Below are 22377 nucleotides of genomic sequence, written 5' to 3' on the forward strand. Positions count from 1 at the left end.
ACCATATTCGGCCTGGGACGGCTGACCGTGAAGCGCGACGATCGCGACTTCACGATACGTCCCGGCAAGGTGGGCGACGGTGGCGCGCGCTCCGGTAGCCGGGCGAAGAGCCTTGCCGCGCAGGTTCGTCGCGCCGCCGCGAAGGCGGGTCATGCGCGGCGCTCGGCCAGGCCGGGAACAGGAGGGACAGGGCATCTGGGTCGCGGGCGAAGTGCTGCCCTCAATGCCCGGTTCAACCGGACCAATCGCCGGGTCGTGATCAAGGCGCGCGTCGTGCGGCATCACGGCGCGCGCTACCGCGCTGCCCCACTCGCGCGGCACGTCGCGTATCTCGAACGAGACGGCGTCACCCGAGATGGCCGCGACGCCAATCTGTTCGATCGCACCAGCGAGGTCGCAGACGGCGATGCATTCGCCGAGCGCTGCGACGGCGACCGTCACCATTTCCGCTTCATCGTGTCGCCCGAGGACGCCTCCCAAATGACCGACCTGCGCGCGTTCACGCGCGAGTTGATGCACGACATGGCGCGTGATCTTGGAACCGACCTGGATTGGGTCGCCGTTGATCATTGGAACACCGACAATCCGCATATCCATGTTCTGGTCCGCGGGCGTGCGACCGACGGCTCGGACCTCGTCATCGACCGCGACTATATTCGCGAAGGGATGCGCGCTCGCGCAGAAGCGAGGGCGACCCTCGAACTCGGGCCCCGGAGCGAGCGCGAGATCGAGGCTGCGCTCGGTCGCGAGGTCGGCGCCCAGCGCTTCACCAATCTTGATCGCCAGCTTGTTCGGACGGCGGATGAAAACGGGGGGATCGTCGATCTTCGCCCGGGAGTACCCGGGCCTGAGACGTACCGCCGCATCCTGCTGCTTGGCCGGGCGGCGGAACTGCAGCGGCTTGGTCTGGCGGACCCTGTCGCACCCGCCACCTGGACGCTTCGATCCGACCTTGAGCCCACCTTGCGAGATCTGTCGATCCGCACCGACATTATCAAGACGATGCACCGCGCGATGGCAGGGTCCGATCGCGCCGCCGATCCATCAAGCTTTGCGCTTCAAGGGGACGCCGCTGCCGACCCAATTATCGGGCGGCTGGTCGAGCGGGGACTTCACGACGAATTATCGGGCTCGGCCTACGCCGTGATCGACGGTGCCGACGGTCGCGTCCACTATGTCCGGTTCGCCGATCTTGAAACGACCGGCGATGCGGCGCCCGGCGCGATCGTGGAGGTGCGTCATTGGAACGGACCGCATGGCGATACGCGACTGTCGCTGGCAGTCCGCTCCGACCTTTCGCTCGAACAGCAGATAGAAGCGCGCGGTACGACATGGCTCGACCGGCAGCTTGTCAGCCAATCGCCCACACCCACCGCCGGAGGGTTTGGCCGGTACATCCGTGACGCGCTGGAAAAACGCGAAGCCCGTCTCGTGGAAGAGGGCTTGGCGCGCCGTGTCGGCAGCGGGGTTTCGATCCAGCGCGGCTTGATCGAAACATTGAAGGCACGCGAGCTGGAAGACGCCGTGTTGCGTAAGGTGGGGCAGACCGGCCTTGCTCACAGCCCGTCGGCGCCCGGCGATTATGTCAGCGGCATCTACCGCGAGCGGGTCACGCTCTCATCGGGTCGCTTCGCGATGATCGATGACGGCCTCGGCTTCCAGCTCGTCCCCTGGCGCCCGGCACTCGACGCGCATCTTGGTCAGCACATCACTGGCACGATGGGTCCCGGCGGCGCGGTCGACTGGTCACTCGGTCGCACCCGTGGACTCGGTCGGTGATCGCCCCTTCTCCTTCATCCTCGGAGCCAGTCTGATGTCCGCAACCAAAATCCTGTGGGGCCAAGTTACCACGGTGTTGCTAATCGTACTGCTGACGCTCTGGGGCGCGACGCAATGGACTGCCCACGCGCTCGGCTATCAGCCGCAGCTGCAGCCGGTCTGGTTCACACTGTGGCGCACGCCGATCTACCCGCCGCCCGCCTTCTTCTAGTGGTGGTTCAGTTACGACGCCTATGCACCGGCGGTCTTCCTGCGCGGGGCGGCGATCGCGGCATCTGGTGGGATTTTGTCGATCGTGGTTGCGATCGGCATGTCGGTCTGGCGCGCGCGTGAGCAAAAGAATGCGCTGACGTTCGGGTCGGCGCGCTGGGCGACGCCCCAAGAAGTGAAGGCCGGCGGTATGCTGGGCGATGCCGGCGTCGTGCTCGGTCGGTTGAGCGGCTCGTATCTGCGGCACGATGGCCCTGAGCATGTCCTCTGCTTCGCGCCGACGAGATCGGGCAAGGGTGTGGGTTTGGTGGTGCCGACACTGCTGACTTGGCCAGGCAGCTGCATCGTCCATGACATCAAGGGCGAGAACTGGACGCTCACCGCAGGCTTTCGCGCACGGATCGGGCGCGTGCTGTTGTTCGATCCGACCAACGTAGCGGCGTCGCGCTACAATCCGCTTTTGGAAGTTCGCAAAGGCGAATGGGAAGTACGCGACGTACAAAATGTTGCCGATGTTCTCGTCGATCCCGAAGGCAGTCTCGAGAAGCGCAACCATTGGGAGAAGACCAGCCACTCGCTGCTGGTCGGCGCGATCCTGCATGTCCTCTACGCGGAGCAGGACAAAACACTCGCTGGTGTGGCTGCGTTTCTCTCCGACCCCAAACGACCAATCAAGTCGGCGCTCCGGGCAATGATGACCACGCCCCATCTGGGCGCGGCAGGCGTTCATCCAGTCATCGCATCGGCTGCGCAGGAATTGCTCAACAAGTCCGAGAACGAAATGTCTGGCGTGCTGTCGACTGCGATGTCGTTCCTCGGTCTTTATCGCGATCCAGTCGTCGCACAGGTCACGGGCGCCTGCGACTGGCGCATTGCCGATCTTGTCACCGCCACGCGGCCGGCCAGCCTCTACCTCGTCGTTCCGCCTTCCGACATCTCTCGTACCAAGCCCCTGATCCGCTTGATCCTCAACCAGATCGGAAGGCGGCTGACGGAGGATCTGAATACCAAATCCAAGCGGCAGCGGGTGCTGCTGATGCTCGACGAATTCCCGGCGCTCGGGCGGTTAGATTTTTTCGAAAGCGCGCTCGCCTTCATGGCAGGCTACGGCATCAAGGGCTTCCTCATCGCGCAGAGCCTCAACCAGATCGAGAAAGCGTACGGTCCCAACAACGCCATCCTCGATAATTGCCATGTTCGAGTGTCGTTCGCGACCAACGATGAGCGGACCGCCAAGCGCATTTCGGACGCGCTGGGAACGGCTACCGAGATGCGCGCGATGCGCAACTATGCCGGGCACCGGTTGTCGCCTTGGCTGGGCCATCTCATGGTATCGCGCAGCGAGACGGCACGACCGTTGCTCACCCCTGGAGAGGTGATGCAGCTTCCGCCCGACGATGAGATCGTCATGGCGGCGGGTGTTGCGCCGATCCGCGCCACCAAGGCGCGCTATTTCGCGGACCGCCAGTTCGACCCGCGGCTTCTGCCGCCGCCCGATCCGCTGGCCAGCCGTCCAGCCGAACTGCCCGCTGACGATTGGACGGGCGCACCGCCCGTTGCTGCGCCTGCTATCGCCTCACCGCCGCCGACGCCAGCGGACATCGTAAAGGAAGAAGCTGTGGTGACGCCACCGGACGAGGGAGAAATGGAGGTTATCCGAGACATCACTCCGACGGCCGATCCCGCGAATGCAGGCATCCGGCGCGAACCCGATTTGCCGGTGCAGGAAGAGATCGTGCCGCGACCTAAGGCGCCGCAAAGCGAATTCGAATTCGGGATCCAGGCGAACCCGGAAGAAGAAATCGCGCGACGCCAGTTACAGGACCGGGCCGCCGGATTGGCGCGTCAGGCGTCGCTCGATCCCAGTGACGGCATCGCGCTATGACGATCAAGCCGCGCGTGAAGCTGACATTCCGCTTGCCGGTACAACTCGGCCGTGACCTTGCCGAACAGGCTCGGATGCGGAAGGTGCCACAAGGAGCGATCCTCGAAGCGGCGCTGACCTCGTTTCTGTCGCCCGATGGTGCCGATCGGCTCGAAGCAGCATTGGCCCGGCGCTTGGATCGGCTGACCCGTCAGGCCGAGCGGCTTGAGTGGAATGTCGAGCTGACCAACGAAACGCTCGCTCTTTTCATCCGGTTTTGGCTGACTAACAATGCTCCGCTCCCGGACACCGCGCTGGCGGCCGCCCAGGCGATGGGGAAAGAACGCTGGGAGCGCTTCGTCGAATCGCTTGCGCGGAAAATGGAAAACGGCCCCCGTCTCAGCAGGGAGGTTTCGCGCGATGTGCCTGGGCGCTGAATGGAGCATGGAGCAGCTGCGTAAGGGGGCGCTGTCCGAATCGGATTTATGGCTTCATGGACGTGCAGAAGCGGTCGCGTCATAACATCCGAAACGCGTTTCTCGCCGGGCACTTGGGCGCGCGTGAAAGCGTGATCCGTGCCGATCTTCCGAGGCGAAGGCGGCGCTCTAGTTCGCATGATGTTGTGAACCCGAAAGCAAATAGCCAATGGCAGCATACGACCCTCATTGTTCGGTGAAGCTGCGTTCGCGAACCGCCATGGTGCTCGCGATTCGGGGTCCGCAAAAGCCGACAGTCGAGGTAGGTCTGCTGCTATGACTATCCAAGCGACTCGCCTTCCATGGCCCGCCGATTTCCCAGATGTGGTAGTCCACACGACCGTTCTGAAGCGCGACGGCCATCCATCTTATGCGAGCGCCAAGTCAGGCGATCCGGAAGCCGCGTTGACGCTCGCCAGCGACCTTCTCGATATGAAATCTGTCGAGGTCTTGCGCTCGCTCATTAGTCTTCGCGAGGCGCTTCTCCTGCCGGTAATCGCCGATGAAACCCATGGTTTCAACGCCATCCCCGACGCGATGGCGCAGGTGCTCGGCCGCAGCTTCAACCTGCCAGTGGTCGCCGGCGAGATCGTGCAGACCAACAAGGTCGGCCATACCCGCGCCCCGGCGTTTCAAAGGCTGGTCACGCCCGCCGTCTTTGACGGCGACGTGCAGAGCGGTGCGGCCTACGTGCTGGTAGATGATCACGTCGGGCTGGGCGGCACACTGGCCAATCTGCGCGGCCACGTGGAGGCGCATGGAGGGAAGGTCATCGCGATCACCACGCTGACCGAAAGCCGCGATGCTCGACGCATTTCGTTGAGACCTGAGACGCGCGATCTGCTATGGGAGCGGCATGGCGAAGAACTCGATCAACTCTGGCGAGCCCAGTTCGGGCACGGGATCGACTGTCTCACCGAAGTCGAAGCCCTCCAGCTATGTCGTCAGCCATCCGTTGCCGGCATCGAGAATTTTCTGGCTAAGGCAGCAGTCGAAGCACGTAGCCGCGGTCTCGCACCAGCGGTTTAGCCAGCCGTCTCAAGGTTAGCTCGGCTTTCTTCGACATTCGCCGCGACGCGCGGAGCGTGCGTGAAATCGGGAAAGCGTGGCCCTAGCCAGAGCCGGTATTCACCGTCTGTGCTTAACGTCCGATATGGGACGCAAACCGACTGTGTCAGGGTCGCAGCGTCGAACGCCAGCGATCTATCTTCGCAGGAATCGGCATTCGGCAGCGTCCGGCGCCAACCGCTGAAATGACCTGAAGTGGATCGGGACCGTGAAACCGGCTCGCGAGTACGGCGCCGATTGCAAGTCGTTTTACGCTACGCCGCGACGCTCCGACTTTGCTGTTGAGTATCGGCCCTTTCTGTCTCTCTTAATCATCCCCGTCAGCCGCACCGCATGGGTGTGGCCATTTCTCGGGGTGCTCCGTGGCCGTTCTTCCAATCCGATCCGAAGCCGGTTTGCGTGGTGCCAGGATGCTGCGCACAGCGCTCGGACCCGCCATCACCGCGTGGCTCGACGACCGCCAGGTCATCGAAGTCATGCTCAACCCCGACGGCCGATTGTGGATCGATCGGCTCGGCGAAGGGGTCAGCGATAGCGGCGTAACCATGGGCAATGCGGACGGCGAGCGCATCGTGCGCCTTGTCGCGCACCATGTCGGTGTCGATGTCCACGCCGGTAACCCGCGCGTCTCGGCGGAATTGCCGGAAGGGGGAGAGCGGTTCGAGGGTCTGCTACCGCCCGTCGTCGCGGCACCTGCCTTCGCAATCCGCAAGCCAGCCGTCGCGGTCTTCACGCTCGACGATTATGTCGAAGCCGGGATCATGGCGATCGGTCAAGCGGAGGTGTTCCGCGCGGCGGTCCCGGCGCGCCTGAACATCCTCGTCGCCGGCGGCACAGGCACCGGCAAGACCACGCTCATCAACGCGTTACTCGCTGAGATCGCGAAGACCGACGACCGGATCGTGCTGATCGAGGATACGCGCGAGCTTCAATGCGCCAGCCCCAATCTGGTCGCGTTGCGCACCAAGGACGGCGTTGCCTCGCTCTCCGATCTGGTCCGCTCGTCGCTACGGCTGCGCCCCGACCGCATTCCCATCGGTGAGGTGCGCGGTGCCGAAGCGCTCGATCTCCTGAAAGCGTGGGGGACCGGCCACCCGGGCGGCGTGGGGACAATCCACGCCGGCACCGCGCTCGGCGCGATGCGCCGCATGGAGCAGCTCATCCAGGAAGCCGTCGTCACCGTCCCGCGCGCCTTGCTCGCGGAAACGATCGACCTGGTTGCGGTTCTCGTCCGCGATGGTCGCGGTCGGCGCCTCGCCGAACTCGCTCGGGTCGATGGGCTCGACGCTGATGGAAACTACAGAATTTCCCCCGCCGTCCTCGGCCAAATTGGAGCACAAGCATGATCTTCCGCCTTCCTCTCGCGACACCGCGCAAGCTCCAGCCTTTGCTTTGCGGCGTCGCAGCCGCGTTTTTGACGCTGCCGGCCTATGCCGCCGGGTCGTCCATGCCGTGGGAAGCACCGCTGCAGTCGATCCTCGAAAGCATCGAGGGACCGGTAGCCAAGATCGTCGCGGTGATCATCATCATCGTAACTGGCTTGACGCTCGCGTTCGGTGACACGTCGGGCGGCTCGCGGAAGTTGATCCAGATTGTGTTCGGCCTGTCGATTGCGTTTGCCGCCAGCTCCTTCTTCCTGAGCTTCTTCAGCTTCGGTGGCGGGGCGTTGATCTGATGGACGCCGATCCGGCCATCCAGGGGTTCTACGCACCGGTCCACCGTGCGCTTACTGAGCAGATCTTGCTCGGCGGGGCACCGCGCGCCGTTGCGATCGCGAACGGCACGCTGGCCGGTGCCCTCGGTCTAGGGCTGCGGCTGTGGCTCGTGGGCCTACTTGTCTGGGGCATCGGTCATACGGCGGCGGTCTGGGCCGCGAAGCGCGATGCACAGTTCGTCGACGTGGTTCGCCGCCACCTTCGCTACCCCAATTTCCTGCGCGCGTGAGGCCGGTCCGATGATGTCCTTACGCGAATATCGCGGCCGCGCCGCCAACCTTGCCGACTTCCTGCCCTGGGCGGCGTTGGTCGCGCCCGGCGTCATCCTCAACAAGGATGGCAGTTTCCAGCGCACCGCGCGCTTTCGCGGTCCCGACCTCGACTCCGCAACGTCGGCCGAACTGGTCGCGACGACGGGACGGCTCAACAATGCGCTACGTCGGCTCGGCTCGGGCTGGGCCGTCTTCGTCGAGGCGCAGCGCCTCGCCGCCCAGCATTATCCGGTAGGCGTATTTCCCGATGTTGCATCAGCGCTGGTCGATCGCGAACGGGCCGAGCAATTCGCCGAGGAAGGCGCGCATTTCGAAAGCCGCTACTTCCTGACGCTCGCCTGGATGCCGCCGGCCGAAGATGCCGCGCGCGCCGAGGGTTGGCTTTATGAAGGGCGGGCGGGGACCGGCGTCGATCCATGGGAATTGCTGTCCGGCTTTATCGACCGCTGCGACCGCGTCCTGCGCTTGGTCGAGGGCTTCTTTCCCGAAGTCGCCTGGCTCGATGATCCCGAGACGCTGACCTATCTGCACAGTACCGTCTCGACCAAGGTACAGCGCGTCCGCGTGCCCGCGACGCCAATGTATCTCGACGCGCTGCTCGCCGACGAGCCCATCACCGGCGGCCTCGAGCCGCGGCTCGGCACGCAGCATCTGCGTGTCCTGTCGATCACGGGGTTCCCGACCGCGACCTTCCCTGGCCTGCTCGACGATCTCAATCGGCTGCCCTTTCCGTACCGCTGGTCGACCCGCGCGATCATGCTCGACAAGACCGATGCGACCAAGCTGCTGACCCGCATTCGCCGCCAGTGGTTCGCCAAGCGCAAGTCGGTCGCCGCGATCCTCAAGGAGGTGATGACCAACGAGGCGTCGACGCTGCTCGATAGCGATGCGTCGAACAAGGCGGCGGATGCCGACCAAGCGCTGCAGGAACTTGGCAGCGACATGATCGGCCAGGCCTATGTAACGGCGACCGTTACCGTCTGGGACGCCAATCCCGCCATCGCTGCCGAGAAACTGCGCTTGGTCGAGAAGACCATTCAGGGCCGCGATTTCACCGCCATCTCCGAAAGCATGAACGCGCTCGAGGCATGGCTCGGCAGCTTGCCAGGACACCTCTATGCGAACGTCCGGCAACCGCCCATCTCTACGCTCAATCTTGCACATATGATTCCGCTCTCGGCAGTCTGGGCCGGGCCGGAGCGCGATGAGCATTTCGACGCCGCGCCGCTGTTCTACGCACGAACCGAAGGGTCCACGCCGTTTCGCTTCTCGCTCCATGTCGGCGATGTCGGTCACACGCTGATCGTCGGTCCGACCGGTGCGGGCAAGTCCGTGCTGCTCGGCCTGATGGCGATGCAGTTCCGGCGCTATGACCGCGCCCAGGTCTTCGCTTTCGACTTTGGCGGTTCGATCCGGGCCGCCACGCTCGCCATGGGCGGCGAGTGGCAAGACCTTGGCGGTGGCTTGCACGATGACGGCCCCGGTGGCGTGTCGCTCCAGCCCCTCGCGCGCGTCGATGACCCGGCCGAGCGCAACTGGGCGGCGGAGTGGCTCGCCGCGATCCTCGCGGGCGAAGGGATCACGGTCGATCCACAGGTGAAGGAGCATCTCTGGTCGGCGCTCGGTTCCCTGGGATCAGCACCGGTGGGTGAGCGCACTATCACTGGCCTCACGGTATTGCTGCAATCGCGCGCGTTGAAGCAGGCGCTCGCGCCCTATTGCGTCGGCGGGCCTTACGGGAATCTGCTCGATGCCGAGAAGGAGCAGATCGGTGATGGCCGCGTCCAGGCATTCGAGACCGAGGGGCTGACCGGCTCCGGCGCGGCCCCGGCAGTGCTCTCTTATCTGTTTCACCGAGTCGAGGGGCGGCTTGACGGGTCGCCGACGCTCATCATTATCGACGAGGGCTGGCTCGTGCTCGACAGCCCCGCTTTCGCGCAGCAGCTTCGTGAATGGCTGAAGACGTTGCGCAAGAAGAATGCGAGCGTCATCTTCGCCACGCAGAGCCTCGCCGATATCGAGACCAGCGCGATTGCGCCGGCGATCGTCGAGAGCTGCCCCACCCGCATCTTCCTGCCCAACGAGCGCGCGGTCGAGCCGCAAATTTCGTCCATCTATCGGCGGTTCGGGTTGAACGATCGGCAGATAGAGATCCTTGCCCGGGCCACCCCCAAGCGCGATTATTACTGCCAGTCGCGCCGCGGCAATCGCTTGTTCGATCTGGGTCTCGGCGAGGTCGCGCTCGCCTTCGTCGCCGCATCTTCGAAAACCGACCAGCTCCAGATTGCGCAGCTGCTCGAGCAGCACGGGCGCGACGGTTTTGCGGCGGCGTGGCTGCGGGCGCGTGGCGCGGGCTGGGCTGCCGACCTTCTTCCCAATGTCCATCAGGAGACTGTGTCGTGAAGCGTTCGCTTTTATCCCGCGTCGTCGTGTCGAGCCTCGCCGTCGCGCTGACGGTCGCAAGCGTGCCGGCCGACGCGCAGTTCGGCGGGATCGTCTACGACCCGAGCAACTATGCGCAGAACGTGCTGACGGCTGCGCGCTCGCTCCAACAGATCAACAACCAGATCCAGCAGCTGCAGGGTCAGGCGACATCGCTGATCAATGAGGCGCGCAATCTCGCCTCGCTACCCTTCTCGTCGCTCGCGCAGCTGCAGGCGCAGGTCCAGCGGACCCAGCAGCTGCTCAACAGTGCGCAGAAGATCGCCTATGATGTTCAGTCGATCGATCAGGTATTCAGCACCAAATATCGCGGCGTCAGCATGTCGGCGAGCGATCAGGCGCTGGTCGATGGCGCCAAGGACCGCTGGGAAAACTCGGTAGGGGCATTCGAAGACGCCCTGAAGGTGCAGGCCGGTGTCGTCGGCAACATCGACGGCGCCAAGACAACGATGGACCAGTTGGTCACGTCCAGCCAGTCGGCGAGCGGCGCGCTGCAAGCGACCCAGGCGGGCAACCAGCTCTTGGCGTTGCAGTCGCAGCAGCTCTCCGACTTGACCGCATTGCTCGCCGCGCAAGGCCGAGCGCAGTCGCTCGATGCCGCTCAGCGTGCCGCCGCGCAGGACCAGGCGCGCGAACAGCTTCGGCGCTTCCTGACCCCGGGGACGGGCTATCAGCGCGGCGCTGTTTCCATGTTCCATAACTGAGGCGAGCATCATGGACGGCAAGACACTTCCGCGCACCGTCGCTATCGCGTTCGTCGCGATCGCAATCACTGTCGCCGTGATCGACATGCGGCGAGCGCCCGGTAGCGAGGCCGTAGCAGCACCGGTCGTCACCGTGGCCTCGAGCGATCCGTGGCGCGCCGAACTGATACACTGCCAGTCGATCGGGCAGGCCGGTGCAAGCGACGCGGGCTGTCTGCGTGCTTGGTCCGAGAACCGGCGGCGCTTCATTGCACCCGGTGCGCCGACAGCGCTGAACCTAACGATCGCCACGGCTACGGCCCCGGCGTCCGAAACGCCAAATGTGATGATCAATGATGGCGCAGCAGCACTCCCGTCCGAAGCGGGAGCGCGCTGACATGGGCGGCACCGGCGTCATCGACCGCTTCCTCGAGGTCTTCACCTCCTACATCGATTCGGGCTTCGGTCTGCTCGGCGGAGAAGTCGCGTTCATCGCGACCACCCTGATCGTCATCGACGTGACGCTCGCCGCCTTGTTCTGGACCTGGGGCGAGGGCGACGACATCATCGCCCGGCTCGTTAAGAAGACGCTGTTTGTCGGCGTGTTTGCTTATATCATCGGCAACTGGAATTCGCTCGCCAAGATCGTCTTCAACAGCTTTGCCGGGCTCGGCATCAAAGCATCCGGCGCCGGGTTCAGCGCAGACGATTTGCTCCACCCCGGCAAGGTTGCGCAGGTCGGTCTCGATGCGGGGCGGCCGATCCTGGACTCGATCTCGGGACTGATGGGCTATGTCAGCTTCTTCGAGAATTTCATCCAGATAGCAGTGCTGCTGTTCGCCTGGGTGATCGTGCTGCTCGCCTTCTTCGTGCTGGCGATCCAACTTTTCATCACGCTGATCGAGTTCAAGCTCGCGACCTTGTGCGGCTTCGTGCTGATCCCGTTCGGGCTGTTCGGCAAGACCGCCTTTATGGCCGAGCGTGTCCTCGGCAACGTCATTTCGTCCGGCATCAAGGTGCTCGTGCTGGCAGTGATCATCGGTATTGGTTCGACCTTGTTCAGCCAGTTCACTTCGGTCACCAATGCCCAGCCGACGATCGAGGATGCGATGGCGATCGTTCTCGCTTCCCTTTCGCTATTGGGTCTCGGGATCTTCGGTCCGGGCATCGCCAACGGCATCGTTGCCGGCGGCCCGCAACTCGGCGCAGGTGCGGCCGCTGGCACCGCACTCGGCGCAGCCGGTGTCGTTGGTGGTGCGGCCGCTGCGACCGCCCTAGCGGCCGGAACCGCGACGGGCGGGATCGGCGCGGCCGCCTCGGCTGGCGCGCGCGCCGCCAGCGGTGCCGCCTCTGCCTATAAGGCTGGCTCAGCCGGAAAGTCCGGTGCGGCGAGCGTGGCTGGCGGCCTGTCTGGCGTCGGCAAGGCCGCTATGAGCGCTGCGACCTCTCCGCTTCGCAAAGCCGCCGAGGCCGCGAAGCAAAGTGGGGCCGGTGCTGGCGACAGTGCGTCAGGCGGTGGTGCTGGCGCATCTGCACAGCCCGCTTGGGCAACCGCCATGAAGCGGCGTCAGACGGTCGGCCAAGCCGCGACCGTTGCCGCGCACACCGTACGCGCCGGTGACGGCGGCGGTGCGGGCTCCTCCATCGATCTCAACAAGAAGGATTGATCCATGTTTAAGCGCCCCTCGATCAGCTATGGGCAAACGCCCGAGCCGGTCACTCCCTATCAGCGCGCCGGCCAGGCCTGGGACGACCGGATCGGCTCGGCCCGCGTGCAGGCCCGCAACTGGCGTCTCGCTTGCTTCGGCGCGCTCGCACTATCAGGCGCACTGACCGGTGGGCTGCTTTGGCAGAACGCACGCGGGACGATCGTTCCCTGGGTCGTCGAGGTCGACAAGCTCGGAGATGCGACATCCGTCGCACCCGCTACCGCCGACTATAAGCCGACCGATCCGCAGGTCGCCTTCCATCTGGCGGCCTTTATCGAAGACGTGCGCGGCATCGCTGCCGATCCCGTGATCGTACGGCAGAACTGGCTCAAGGCCTATGATTTCACGACCGAGAAGGGCGCGCTCGCGCTCAACGATTATGCGCGGACCAACGACCCGTTCGCGCAGATCGGCAAGGCGCAAGTGGCGGTCGATGTGTCGAGCGTTGTGCGCGCCTCCGCCGACAGCTTCCGGGTCGGCTGGACGGAGCGCCATTATCAGGACGGAAGTCTCGCGCGCACCGAACGCTGGTCGGCGATCGTAACGGTCGTGGTCCAGCCGCCCCACTCCGCCGACGCGCTGCGCAAGAACCCGCTCGGCTTGTTCGTCAACGCCATCAACTGGTCGAAGGAACTCAGCCAATGACCCGAGCGCATTTTTGCTTTCCTCACCGGCGCATAGTGCTGGCGTCGACCTCCCTGTTGACCGGTCTCTCCTTCTCTCCGGCCCAGGCGCAGTCGGTAGATCTTTCGACCGGGATATCGGCGCAGCGGGTTACCGAGCCTGTCGGCCAACGCGATATCGTCGCCATACCAGTCCCGTTGCCGCTACCCGGCCAGTTGAAACCGCTGCCTGTTCGTGGTGCCAGAATGAACGAGCCGGATCCCAAGATTCGCGTCGTGGTCGCCAATGCCGCCGCGCGGGTGCAGCCCGCAAGCGGCGGGTTCCTCAACGCGATCCAGCAATATCCTTGGACCGAGGGCGCGCTGTATCAGCTCTACACCGCGCCCGGACAAGTCACCGACATCGCGTTGCAGGAAGGCGAGCAGCTTGTTGGAGCCGGGCCGGTTGCAGCCGGTGATACAGTGCGCTGGATTATCGGCGACACGACCAGTGGTGCTGGCGCGTCAAGCCGGGTCCATATTCTCGTGAAGCCGACGCGCGGCGACCTCACCACCAATCTCGTGATCAACACTGACCGGCGGACCTATCACCTCGAGCTGCGCGCGACGCCGGCCACCTATATGGCCTCGGTCTCCTGGACCTATCCGCAAGACCAATTGATCGCCTTGCGTCGGCAAAACGCGGTCGCGGCGGCAGCGGTCCCGATCGCTGCCGGTCTCGATATCGGCGCGCTTGAATTCGGCTACGCGATCGACGGCGATCGTCCCACTTGGCGACCGCTGCGCGCGTTCGACGATGGCCAGCAAGTTTTCATCGAATTCCCCGCCAGCATCGCGCAGGGCGAGATGCCGCCGCTGTTCGTCGTCGGCACAAGCGGTGCCGGCGAACTCGTCAATTACCGGGTGCGGGATCGCTTTATGATCGTCGATCGCCTGTTCGCCGCCGCCGAATTGCGCATGGGCGGGAAGAAGGGCGCGGAGACGGTGCGCATCGTGCGCGCCGCCGACACCGGCCGAAAGGGCAGGAAGTGACCGAGCCCGTCGCAGAGGCGGCGCTCCCGCCGCCGCCCAACCTCCAGCTTCGCGGCGACCCGCCGCGCGTCATGCGTCTCTCGCGCAAAGCCTTGTCGATCCTCGGGCTTCTCGCCGGAACCGCGGTCGGTGGCGCGCTCATCTACGCGCTGCAGCCAGCGACGAAGCAGGCGCCGTCCGAACTCTACAAGACCGAAAGCTATTCGACCGCCGACAGTCTGGCGAGTGCCCCCAAAGATTATGGGCAAATCCCGAAGCTTGGGCCACCCCTACCGGGTGACCTTGGTCGGCCGATACTATCCGCCCAACAGCGCGGTGTGGATGTTCAGTCACCGGCGGTCGGCGCGCCACCTTCCGGGCCGCGAGTTGCGGATGCCAATGCGGCACAGGCCGCGCGTCAGCGCGTTGGGCAGGAGCGCGATGCGGCGCGAATCAGTAAACTGTTCCTTGGCTCGGGTGCCGGGAGCGAGGGCGCGAGTATCGGGGCTTCTTCAGTCCCAAGCCTGCTGAGTCCGACGTCCGGGGCAGCGAGCCAGGCTGCGGCCGCTCCGCCGTCCGCTAGCGACGATGACCAGAGCCGCAAGCGCGCCTTTCTCGCAGCGGAGATTGATCGGCGGACGGCGAGCACGCAGCGGCTGGAGCCATTGTCGTCGCCCTACACGCTGCAGGCCGGCAGAGTGATCTCCGCTGCCCTCGTCACCGGCATTCGCTCGGATTTGCCCGGACAGATTACTGCCCAGGTTACGGCCAATGTCTATGATAGCCCGACCGGCCGGCTGTTGTTGATCCCGCAAGGCTCCAAGCTGGTTGGCGAATACGATTCGCAAGTGTCGTTCGGACAAAACCGCGTATTGCTGGCATGGACGCGGCTAATCTTGCCTGACGGCAGCTCTGTCATCCTCGAGCGCCAGCCCGGTGCCGATGCGGCGGGATATGCCGGTTTACAGGACAGCACCAATTATCATTGGGGCGGGATCGCCAAGGCGGCCCTGCTATCGACTATACTCGGTGTCGGAGCGCAGGCCGGCGGTAGCGGCGACAGCGATTTGGTGCGCGCGGTGCGCCAGGGCACCTCCGACACGGTCAGCCAGACCGGGCAGCAAATTGTGCGGCGTCAGTTGAATATCCAGCCGACGCTGACGATCCGCCCGGGTTATCCCTTTCGGGTCATCGTTACGTACGACCTAGTGCTGGCACCGCCCCAGAGTGGAGAGAAATGATGGGTAAGCTGAAACTTGGGGCGCTAGTCGAGGACAAGCCGGTCAAGATTTCCGTTGAGCTACCGGCGGCCATCTACCGCGATTTGGTTGCCTACGCGGCCGCCCATGGGGCCGAGAATGAGCAGCCGAACCAACCGCCCGAAAAGCTCGTCGCTCCGATTCTGGCGATGTTTATTGGCGCGGATCGGGAGTTTGCCAAAGCGCGCCGAGATGTTCCTGCGCCGTGAAATTGACTTGAGAAGCGTGCCGGAAAGCTGGCGGGTGACGTCGCCGCGCTTGGCGCGGCCATGCTCTACGCCGCTGGCGCGTCGCCGAGCCGCAGTTCGCGTCTCGGCCCATACGGGTCGCGATCATTGACGTGGCGCTTGTGACAAATGTGCCGATCGGAACGGGTACAAGTTGTTTCTCGACTGTGCAGAGACTCCGCCATGTTGCTAGAATACGCTGATGCGTGACCTGCTCGACCATTTACCCCAATCGAAACAGCGTGAGCTGGCGCATGTCGTCCGGGTGCTGTTTGAAGAATTTGAGGCGGTTCACGCGCGCGGCAATTCGAAATGGGCTAAGCAGGGGCGCATCTTCAAGATCGTCCTCTACGGCTCTTATGCGCGTGGCGATTGGGTCGATGACCCGATCGGAGGCTACAAGTCGGATTACGATATTCTGATCGTCGTCAGCGACGACCGGTTGGGCGATTTTGAATTCTGGTCGCCGGCCGAGGATCGGCTTATGCGCGATCTGACGATCAATGATGCCCTTACGGCTCCGGTAAATTTCATCGTTCATACCCTTAACGACGTTAACGCCCAATTGAAGCGCGGGCGGCCGTTTTTTATCGACATCGTTGAGCAGGGAGTGGCGCTCTACGAGGCCGAAGGGTTTCCGTTCGCGCAACCGCGTAAGTTGCCACCTGAAGAGGCGCTCGCCGAATCGCGAGCCTACTTCGAAAAGTGGTTTCCAAGCGCTGTGATGTTCACCCAGACCGCCGATTTTGCGATCTCCAAAGGCGGTCGTAACGAGGCAGCATTCCTCCTCCACCAAGCCACCGAGCGCTTATACCACAGCATACTTTTGACGCTGACGCTGTACAGTCCGAAGTCTCACCGCCTCAACTTCCTACGATCGCACTGCGAGGAGATAGCGCCGGAATTGATTGCAGCGTGGCCCCGCGATGACAAGTTCAGCCGACGTTGCTTCGATCTGTTGCGCCAAGCCTATGTCAATGCGCGCTATTCGCCACATTATGAGATTAGCGCCGAAGAGTTGCGATGGCTGGGCAAGCGGGTAGGCACGTTGCAAGCGCTTGTGCGCGAGGTTTGCGAACGCCGAATAGCCTCGCCGGAGTGGAAGGAATGATGCACAATCGTCTCTGCTGACGATTTTGCCGAACGAATGCCGCGGAATTCGATGGCAAAACTGATGGATTTCGGCCCGCCCGCTATGGGGCAACGAAACAGGTAAACGGCCGTTCGTTAATGATGCCGGATGCAGCTACGTGCCACAATTTTCGCCGTTCACCGTTCGATCGGCATCCCAAAAGCTGCTCGGTGAATCGCTGACAGAGCGCTGGCCAAGAAGGGAGGCGCCCGCTACCCGCACTGGCCGAAGCCGTTATGTCCGCTGGACATACGGTAACGTATATGTTACTAGACGGATAATTGGATGATCGTTCAAGAATATATTCGGGAGGATGGTTCAAATCCGTTCGGGTCCTGGTTTGGCGATCTCGATCCGCAAGCGGCGGCGAAAGTCGCCACGGTGACATTGCGATTGGAGATGGGCAACACCTCGAACGTCAAATGGATCGGCGGCGGGCTGGGCGAATATCGGATCGATTGGGGACCAGGCTATCGCCTCTACCTCGCGCAGGACAGTGATGCCCTCATTATCCTGTTCGTGGGTGGAACGAAAAAGCGGCAACAGGCCGATATCGACCGGGCCGGTGCGCTGCTGGCAGAATACAAAGCCCGAAAGGCGGCTGCGAAGCCATCGGGCAGGAGATGACGATATGGAACTGACCCGCGATTTCAAGGAGACGGTGAAGGAGCGCGCGGCGCGTGATCCTGCCTTCGCGAAAGCCATGCTCGATGAAGCGGCGACGCTGTTTCTCAACGGCGAGCCCCATACCGCGCGCCTGATCCTGCGGGATTTGGTGAACGCTTCGGTGGGCTTCGAAACACTTGCCGTCGAGACCAACAAGCCCAGCAAGAGTCTTCATCGGATGCTCTCCGAAAAAGGCAATCCGAGCATGGATAACCTTGCTGCGATCTTCGGTGCCGTCCGCAAGCGGCTTGGCGTTGATATCCAGGCTCACGCGGTTGAAGCGGCATGAACCTCGCCCATTCAAAGTGTTCCCATTATGTTCCGAGTGATGTAAAGGCGGCGCAACTGGCAATCGGCGCACGAATCCGGGCCCGGACGGTGCAGCGAGAACGGCATGGCTGAAACGCAGATTGAATGGACGGACGCCACTTGGAATCCAGTCGCCGGCTGCTCGGTCATCAGCGCCGGATGCACGAACTGCTACGCGATGGAGATGGCGAAACGGCTCGAAGCGATGCGGATGGAGAAATATGCCGGGCTGACCCGGCAAAGTGGCAAACGCACCATCTGGAGCGGCGTCGTCCGGGAAGATCCGGCTTCGCTCACCATTCCTCACCGCTGGAAGAAGTCGCGCAAAATATTCGTCAATTCAATGAGCGACCTGTTCCACGAACAGGTGAGCGATGCCTTCATCCTCGAGGTGTGGCGAGTCATGCGCGAGACTCCGCACCACAATTACCAGATCCTCACCAAACGCCCTGAGCGCATGGCGTCCATCGTCTCGACCCAGATCAAAGATGTCCTGTCCAATGTATGGTTGGGCACCAGCGTCGAAGATGCTGACGTTGTGAGCCGGATCGATCATCTTCGAACGGTGCCGGCAGCCATTCGCTTTCTGTCATTCGAACCACTGATCGGTCCCGTTGGAGATGTCGATCTGTCCGATATCCATTGGGCAATCGTGGGCGGAGAGAGCGGTCGGTCGGCTCGGCCGATCCGGGAGGAGTGGATCGACCAGATCCACCACCAATGCACAGAATACGAAACTGCTTTTTTCTTCAAGCAGTGGGGAACGTGGGGCAAAGACAACAAGCGCCGGTCGAAGAAGGCCAACGGCAGAGAATATCGCGGACAAACCTGGGATGAAATGCCGTCCGCCTTTGCGGGCGCCGTGTAGTCACAAGGGGAATGGCGTTGCTAAGGGGGCAGCATGGCGGAAAAGCCGTATGAGTGGGCTGATGGTGCGACGCTGGAGGATCATTCGCGGCGCAAGCACAAGATACTTCGGGAGTATTTCTCCGAATATCTGACGGTCCGCTGCCAACTTCCCAAACAAGAACGGTTCCGGTTGGCGATCGTCGACGGGTTTGCCGGTGGCGGTCGCTATCAGTGCGGCACCGCCGGCTCGCCTCTGATCTTCGTTGAGGAACTGAAGCGGGCGATCGAGACCGTTAATATCCAGCGCGCGGCGCAGGGCCTGGGGCTTATCGAAATCGAATGCCTGCTGATCCTGAACGATCACAATCGAGACGCGATCGAGGCGTTGAAGAGAAATATCGCGCCTTTGCAGGCGGAGATCGTGGAAAATGTCCCCAAACTGCATCTGCGTATTGCGTATCTGACCGAGGCGTTCGAGGTGGTTTATCCGCAGATGAAGGCGCTGCTCGACCAAGGCCGCTATCGCAACGTCCTCTTCAACCTGGACCAGTGCGGCCACAGCCACGTTCAGCGCCAGACGCTGCTCGATATCATGCGATCCTATCACTCGGTCGAGATATTCTACACCTTCGCGATCGAGGCCCTGGTGTCTTTCCTGCAGAAGTCGGACCCGGTCCAGCTCTCAGCTCAGCTCCGCCCGTTCGACATCGATGCCACTAATCTGGGCACGCTCAATGGCGCGATGAGCAAGAGTAATTGGCTCGGTGCAGCCGAGCGACTGGTTTTCGAAACCTTCCGGACTTGCGCGCCCTTCGTCAGCCCATTCTCGATCAATAATCCCGATGGGTGGCGATATTGGCTGATCCACTTCGGCAATTTCTACCGGGCGCGTCAGGTCTACAACAACATCCTGCACGAAAACAGCAGTGCCCAGGCGCATTTCGGCCGCTCGGGTCTCAACATGCTGAGCTACGACCCGAGCCACGAAGATGGATCGCTATACCTTTTCGATCTCTCCGGCCGCGAGGCCGCAAAGACTCAGCTTCTAACGGACATTCCCAAGCTGATTTCTGGGTCCGGCGACGTCATTGGCGTGGGCGATTTTTACGAGAGCATCTACAACACGACGCCGGCGCATACGGATGACGTGCATAGCGCGATCATCGAGAATCCCGATGTCGAGGTCATAACACCTGCAGGGGGTGAGCGTCGCAAGGCGAACACCATCGCCATAGGGGACGTGCTCAAGCTCAAACCGCAAACAAGCTTCTACCCGATGTTCCTCAGAGAGCCGCGGAAATGAGGACGGCTTCATGACAAGCATCATCGCCCCCACTGAGCAACAGGCAACCTGACATAAGTCGGGATGCGGTCTTTAGAAACGCCAGCCCCGATGGATATGTCTCGATCACATAGCCCACTTTGCGCAGCATAAAGCCGACCGACTGGCGGATCGCTTCGTCGTCGTCGACTAAAATGGATAATATGAAATGGATTAAGGCCTGCCGTGGACGGCTTCGGGGTGACGGTTTCACCGCTCATCGCTTGTGTTTCTCACTGCATCCCGCGTTCGAAGTACAACATGGCAAGTCGAGCATGCACTATGGCCGCCTCTGGTCGCTGCGCCCGCTGGGCCAGGTCCATTTCTACCTCGATCCCGCTCATAATAGCGAGCGTCGTTTTCTGTTTCCCACAATGCCGGCATGATAAACCATCAGCACACGTTGAAAGTTGGTGCATGTTAAGTCGTCGGATAAGAAAGTGGATGATAGAAGACATTTACCACCATGCTTGGCTGGAACCGGCTGATGATTTAATTGTTACCGATATCTAATCCTGGGTTGAGTTCTTCCCGTTGGATGTGAGAATTACCGAACGCAAGTGCCTGATTGGTAGCCCGATAATTCTAAAGTTCTGGGCGCTGCAGACATTTTCCGACTCTGTCGGATCATTGTACCGGCGTGTTTGACCTTCTTCGCATCGAGCGGACTATGCTACTATACCGCTCGCAATCTTAAGTGAACCGATGCCATGGAATATGCCGGCTCCGCACAGCCTCTCCACGATCCGATCAAGGCAAGCCTCACAATGGCGGACGATCGCGTCCGGCTCAACCACTGGATGCCGCCGCAGTCGGGCATCGTTCCTCGTATTCGCTTCAGGAAACGTTGGTACAGCGTGCTCTGGGCGCTACCTATCGCCTTTATCCTTCTCGTCGCCGGCGTTGCCGTGGCGCAAGCGTTGCGAGCAATTCCTGAAGTCCAGGCGTTTCTGGTCCGTTATCCTGGCGCGCCGCCTGGTGCCGGCGTTGTCACATCAGGCTTTCCAATCTGGCTTCGTATCAGCCACTTTTTGAACCTCTTTTTCATGACGTTCATCATTCGAGCCGGCGTGCAGATATTGGCCGATCACCCCCGGCTGTACTGGCACCGCGACTGCACGCCGGGCACCGATTGGTTCCGCTTTCAGAAAGCCGTTCCAACCGGCCGGGTCTGGACCGCCAAGGACGATTCAGTGACGATCCCGAGCTGGCTCGGCATCCCAGGTATTCGCCATTCGATCGGACTGGCCCGCTGGTGGCATTTTTCGGTCAACGCGTTGTGGATGCTGAACGGCATCGCGATCTACATCCTCCTGTTCGCTACGGATCAATGGCAAAGGATCGTGCCGACGACCTGGGCAGTATTCCCGAACGCCCTCTCGACCGCGCTGCAATATTTGTCGCTGACGTTTCCGGCTGACCACAGCTGGACGTACTACAATAGCCTGCAACAGCTCGCCTATTTCGCGACGGTCTTCATCGCAGCACCGACGTCGATCGTAACAGGGTTCATGCAAAGTCCTGCGCTGTCGAACCACCTCGGCTGGTTTGGCCGCGTCCTAAATCGGCAGCGCGCACGCTCGATCCACTTTCTCGCCCTTTGGTGGTTCCTGCTGTTCATCCTGGCGCACGTCACGCTGGTGTTCATTACCGGAGCACGAACCAACCTAAATATGATGTGGGCGGGCGTGCACGATGCGTCCTGGAGCGGTTTCGCGGTATTTGTCCCCCTAATCACGCTGGTCGCTGTCGCTTGGTGGGCGGCTTCGCCTTTCACGATCCGGCATGCCAGGCTGGTGCAGCGGATCGGACGTTTCTTGATCGGACCGATCAAGGGCTGGGCGGAGTGGTGGGACCCAAAAAGCGAGCTTACCGAGAAGGACATCTCCCCGTACTTCTGGCCCAATGGCACGATGCCGTCCTCGACCGAGTTCGAGGCGTTGGTCGGGAACGGCTTCGCGGACTATCGACTGCGTGTAGGTGGACTGGTCGAGCGACCATGCGAGTTCTCCTTGGCCGAGTTGCGTGCGATGCCGCAACAAGAACAGATCACGACGCACTTCTGCATTCAAGGCTGGTCCGGGGTAGCGAAGTGGGGCGGCGTGCCGATGCGCCAGATTCTCGATCTGGTGAAGCCGAATGCCGATGCCCACTATGTGGTATTTTATTCCCTAGCCGATGGAGCGGACGGTGGTCGCTACTATGATGTGCACCGGATCGAAAACATGCGACATGCTTTGACGTTGTTGGCCATGGATATGAATGGCGAACCAGTGAGCGTTCTCCATGGTGCTCCAGTGCGGTTACGTTGCGAGAACGAGCTAGGCTTCAAAATGGTTAAGTGGGTCGCGGCCATCGAGTTCGTGCATGACTTTGCCGATCTTGGATCGGGACAAGGTGGTTACAATGAGGACCATGAGTTCTACGGCTATCGGATGCCAATTTGATTACAGCGTCTCCGCCTGCGACTTGGCGACGACGGCTTGAAAATCGGTCCGGCCTTGTACGTGGGTTGGGCGACATTCGTCATCACGGGAATTGTAGGGGGATGTGGATTGGCTTTCCAGCAATCCTGGCTTTTTCCTAGTCTCGGACCGACGATATTCATCCATATTGTCACCCCGAATGCCGAGGCGGCTCGCCTGGATGCGCCGGTGACAAAGCAGGCCATCGGAACGCCGGCGCGGTGCTGAGCGTGGCGGAGTAAAATCCAGCCGTTGGTAAGGCTGCTTCTTTTAGGAGCGGCCGGGGATGTTTGGCGT

General features: G+C 62.2%; 20 protein-coding genes and 1 pseudogene. All 21 read left to right on the forward strand.

Annotated features, from left to right (window positions below):
* Nucleotides 1-27: 27 nt before the first annotated feature.
* Nucleotides 28-1779 carry a relaxase/mobilization nuclease domain-containing protein gene (locus tag ACP7C5_RS17830; protein WP_426265284.1) on the forward strand — a complete coding sequence of 584 codons (1752 nt, stop codon included), beginning with the start codon at nt 28-30 and terminating at the stop codon, nt 1777-1779.
* 34 nt (nt 1780-1813) lie between these two features.
* Nucleotides 1814-3874 (forward strand): annotated as a pseudogene (locus ACP7C5_RS17835) (conjugal transfer protein TraG).
* Nucleotides 3871-4290: a CopG family transcriptional regulator gene (locus tag ACP7C5_RS17840; protein ID WP_426265285.1), complete on the forward strand. Its 420-nt coding sequence runs from the start codon at nt 3871-3873 to the stop codon at nt 4288-4290. Before ACP7C5_RS17835 ends, ACP7C5_RS17840 begins: the two are co-directional and overlap by 4 nt.
* Nucleotides 4291-4605: 315 nt before the next feature.
* Complete coding sequence (locus ACP7C5_RS17845; protein WP_426265286.1) at nt 4606-5358, forward strand: phosphoribosyltransferase; 753 nt, start codon at nt 4606-4608, stop codon at nt 5356-5358.
* Between the two features lie 401 nt (nt 5359-5759).
* Complete coding sequence (gene trbB / locus ACP7C5_RS17850; RefSeq protein WP_426265287.1) at nt 5760-6743, forward strand: P-type conjugative transfer ATPase TrbB; 984 nt, start codon at nt 5760-5762, stop codon at nt 6741-6743.
* Nucleotides 6740-7072: a TrbC/VirB2 family protein gene (locus ACP7C5_RS17855; protein ID WP_426265288.1), complete on the forward strand. Its 333-nt coding sequence runs from the start codon at nt 6740-6742 to the stop codon at nt 7070-7072. The genes trbB and ACP7C5_RS17855 overlap by 4 nt, the downstream gene beginning before the upstream one ends.
* Nucleotides 7072-7341, forward strand: coding sequence for a VirB3 family type IV secretion system protein (locus ACP7C5_RS17860; RefSeq protein ID WP_426265289.1), 270 nt, complete (start codon nt 7072-7074; stop codon nt 7339-7341). Before ACP7C5_RS17855 ends, ACP7C5_RS17860 begins: the two co-directional genes overlap by 1 nt.
* A gap of 10 nt (nt 7342-7351) precedes the next feature.
* Entirely contained in the window at nt 7352-9787 is a 2436-nt protein-coding gene (gene trbE / locus ACP7C5_RS17865) for a conjugal transfer protein TrbE (protein ID WP_426265290.1), read from the forward strand.
* On the forward strand, nt 9784-10530 hold the full coding sequence (gene trbJ, locus ACP7C5_RS17870; RefSeq protein ID WP_426265291.1) for a P-type conjugative transfer protein TrbJ: 747 nt from the start codon (nt 9784-9786) through the stop codon (nt 10528-10530). The genes trbE and trbJ overlap by 4 nt, the downstream gene beginning before the upstream one ends.
* A 10-nt stretch (nt 10531-10540) precedes the next feature.
* On the forward strand, nt 10541-10906 hold the full coding sequence (gene trbK-alt / locus ACP7C5_RS17875; RefSeq protein WP_426265292.1) for a putative entry exclusion protein TrbK-alt: 366 nt from the start codon (nt 10541-10543) through the stop codon (nt 10904-10906).
* Between the two features lies 1 nt (nt 10907).
* On the forward strand, nt 10908-12176 hold the full coding sequence (trbL, locus tag ACP7C5_RS17880) for a P-type conjugative transfer protein TrbL (protein WP_426265293.1): 1269 nt from the start codon (nt 10908-10910) through the stop codon (nt 12174-12176).
* 3 nt (nt 12177-12179) lie between these two features.
* Nucleotides 12180-12863, forward strand: coding sequence for a conjugal transfer protein TrbF (trbF, locus tag ACP7C5_RS17885; RefSeq protein ID WP_426265294.1), 684 nt, complete (start codon nt 12180-12182; stop codon nt 12861-12863).
* Nucleotides 12860-13873: a P-type conjugative transfer protein TrbG gene (trbG, locus tag ACP7C5_RS17890; protein WP_426265295.1), complete on the forward strand. Its 1014-nt coding sequence runs from the start codon at nt 12860-12862 to the stop codon at nt 13871-13873. Before trbF ends, trbG begins: the two co-directional genes overlap by 4 nt.
* Nucleotides 13870-15093, forward strand: coding sequence for a TrbI/VirB10 family protein (locus ACP7C5_RS17895; protein WP_426265296.1), 1224 nt, complete (start codon nt 13870-13872; stop codon nt 15091-15093). Before trbG ends, ACP7C5_RS17895 begins: the two co-directional genes overlap by 4 nt.
* A complete protein-coding gene (locus ACP7C5_RS17900; RefSeq protein WP_426265297.1) occupies nt 15093-15320 on the forward strand; it encodes a DUF2274 domain-containing protein in 228 nt (75 codons plus the stop codon). The genes ACP7C5_RS17895 and ACP7C5_RS17900 overlap by 1 nt, the downstream gene beginning before the upstream one ends.
* 220 nt (nt 15321-15540) lie before the next feature.
* A complete protein-coding gene (locus tag ACP7C5_RS17905) occupies nt 15541-16449 on the forward strand; it encodes a HEPN domain-containing protein (RefSeq protein ID WP_426265298.1) in 909 nt (302 codons plus the stop codon).
* A gap of 306 nt (nt 16450-16755) precedes the next feature.
* The gene (locus tag ACP7C5_RS17910) at nt 16756-17097 is read left to right on the forward strand and encodes a type II toxin-antitoxin system RelE/ParE family toxin (RefSeq protein ID WP_426265299.1); all 342 of its coding nucleotides are present in this window, start codon (nt 16756-16758) and stop codon (nt 17095-17097) included.
* 4 nt (nt 17098-17101) lie between these two features.
* The gene (locus ACP7C5_RS17915; protein WP_264612073.1) at nt 17102-17425 is read left to right on the forward strand and encodes a DNA-binding protein; all 324 of its coding nucleotides are present in this window, start codon (nt 17102-17104) and stop codon (nt 17423-17425) included.
* 105 nt (nt 17426-17530) lie between these two features.
* Nucleotides 17531-18313, forward strand: coding sequence for a DUF5131 family protein (locus ACP7C5_RS17920; RefSeq protein ID WP_426265300.1), 783 nt, complete (start codon nt 17531-17533; stop codon nt 18311-18313).
* A 33-nt stretch (nt 18314-18346) separates the two neighbouring features.
* The gene (locus tag ACP7C5_RS17925) at nt 18347-19597 is read left to right on the forward strand and encodes a three-Cys-motif partner protein TcmP (protein ID WP_426265301.1); all 1251 of its coding nucleotides are present in this window, start codon (nt 18347-18349) and stop codon (nt 19595-19597) included.
* 728 nt (nt 19598-20325) lie between these two features.
* On the forward strand, nt 20326-22062 hold the full coding sequence (locus ACP7C5_RS17930; protein ID WP_426265302.1) for a molybdopterin-dependent oxidoreductase: 1737 nt from the start codon (nt 20326-20328) through the stop codon (nt 22060-22062).
* Nucleotides 22063-22377 lie beyond the last annotated feature (315 nt).

Source organism: Sphingomonas sp. PWP1-2, assembly GCF_049898305.1.
Lineage (GTDB): Bacteria > Pseudomonadota > Alphaproteobacteria > Sphingomonadales > Sphingomonadaceae > Sphingomonas > Sphingomonas glacialis.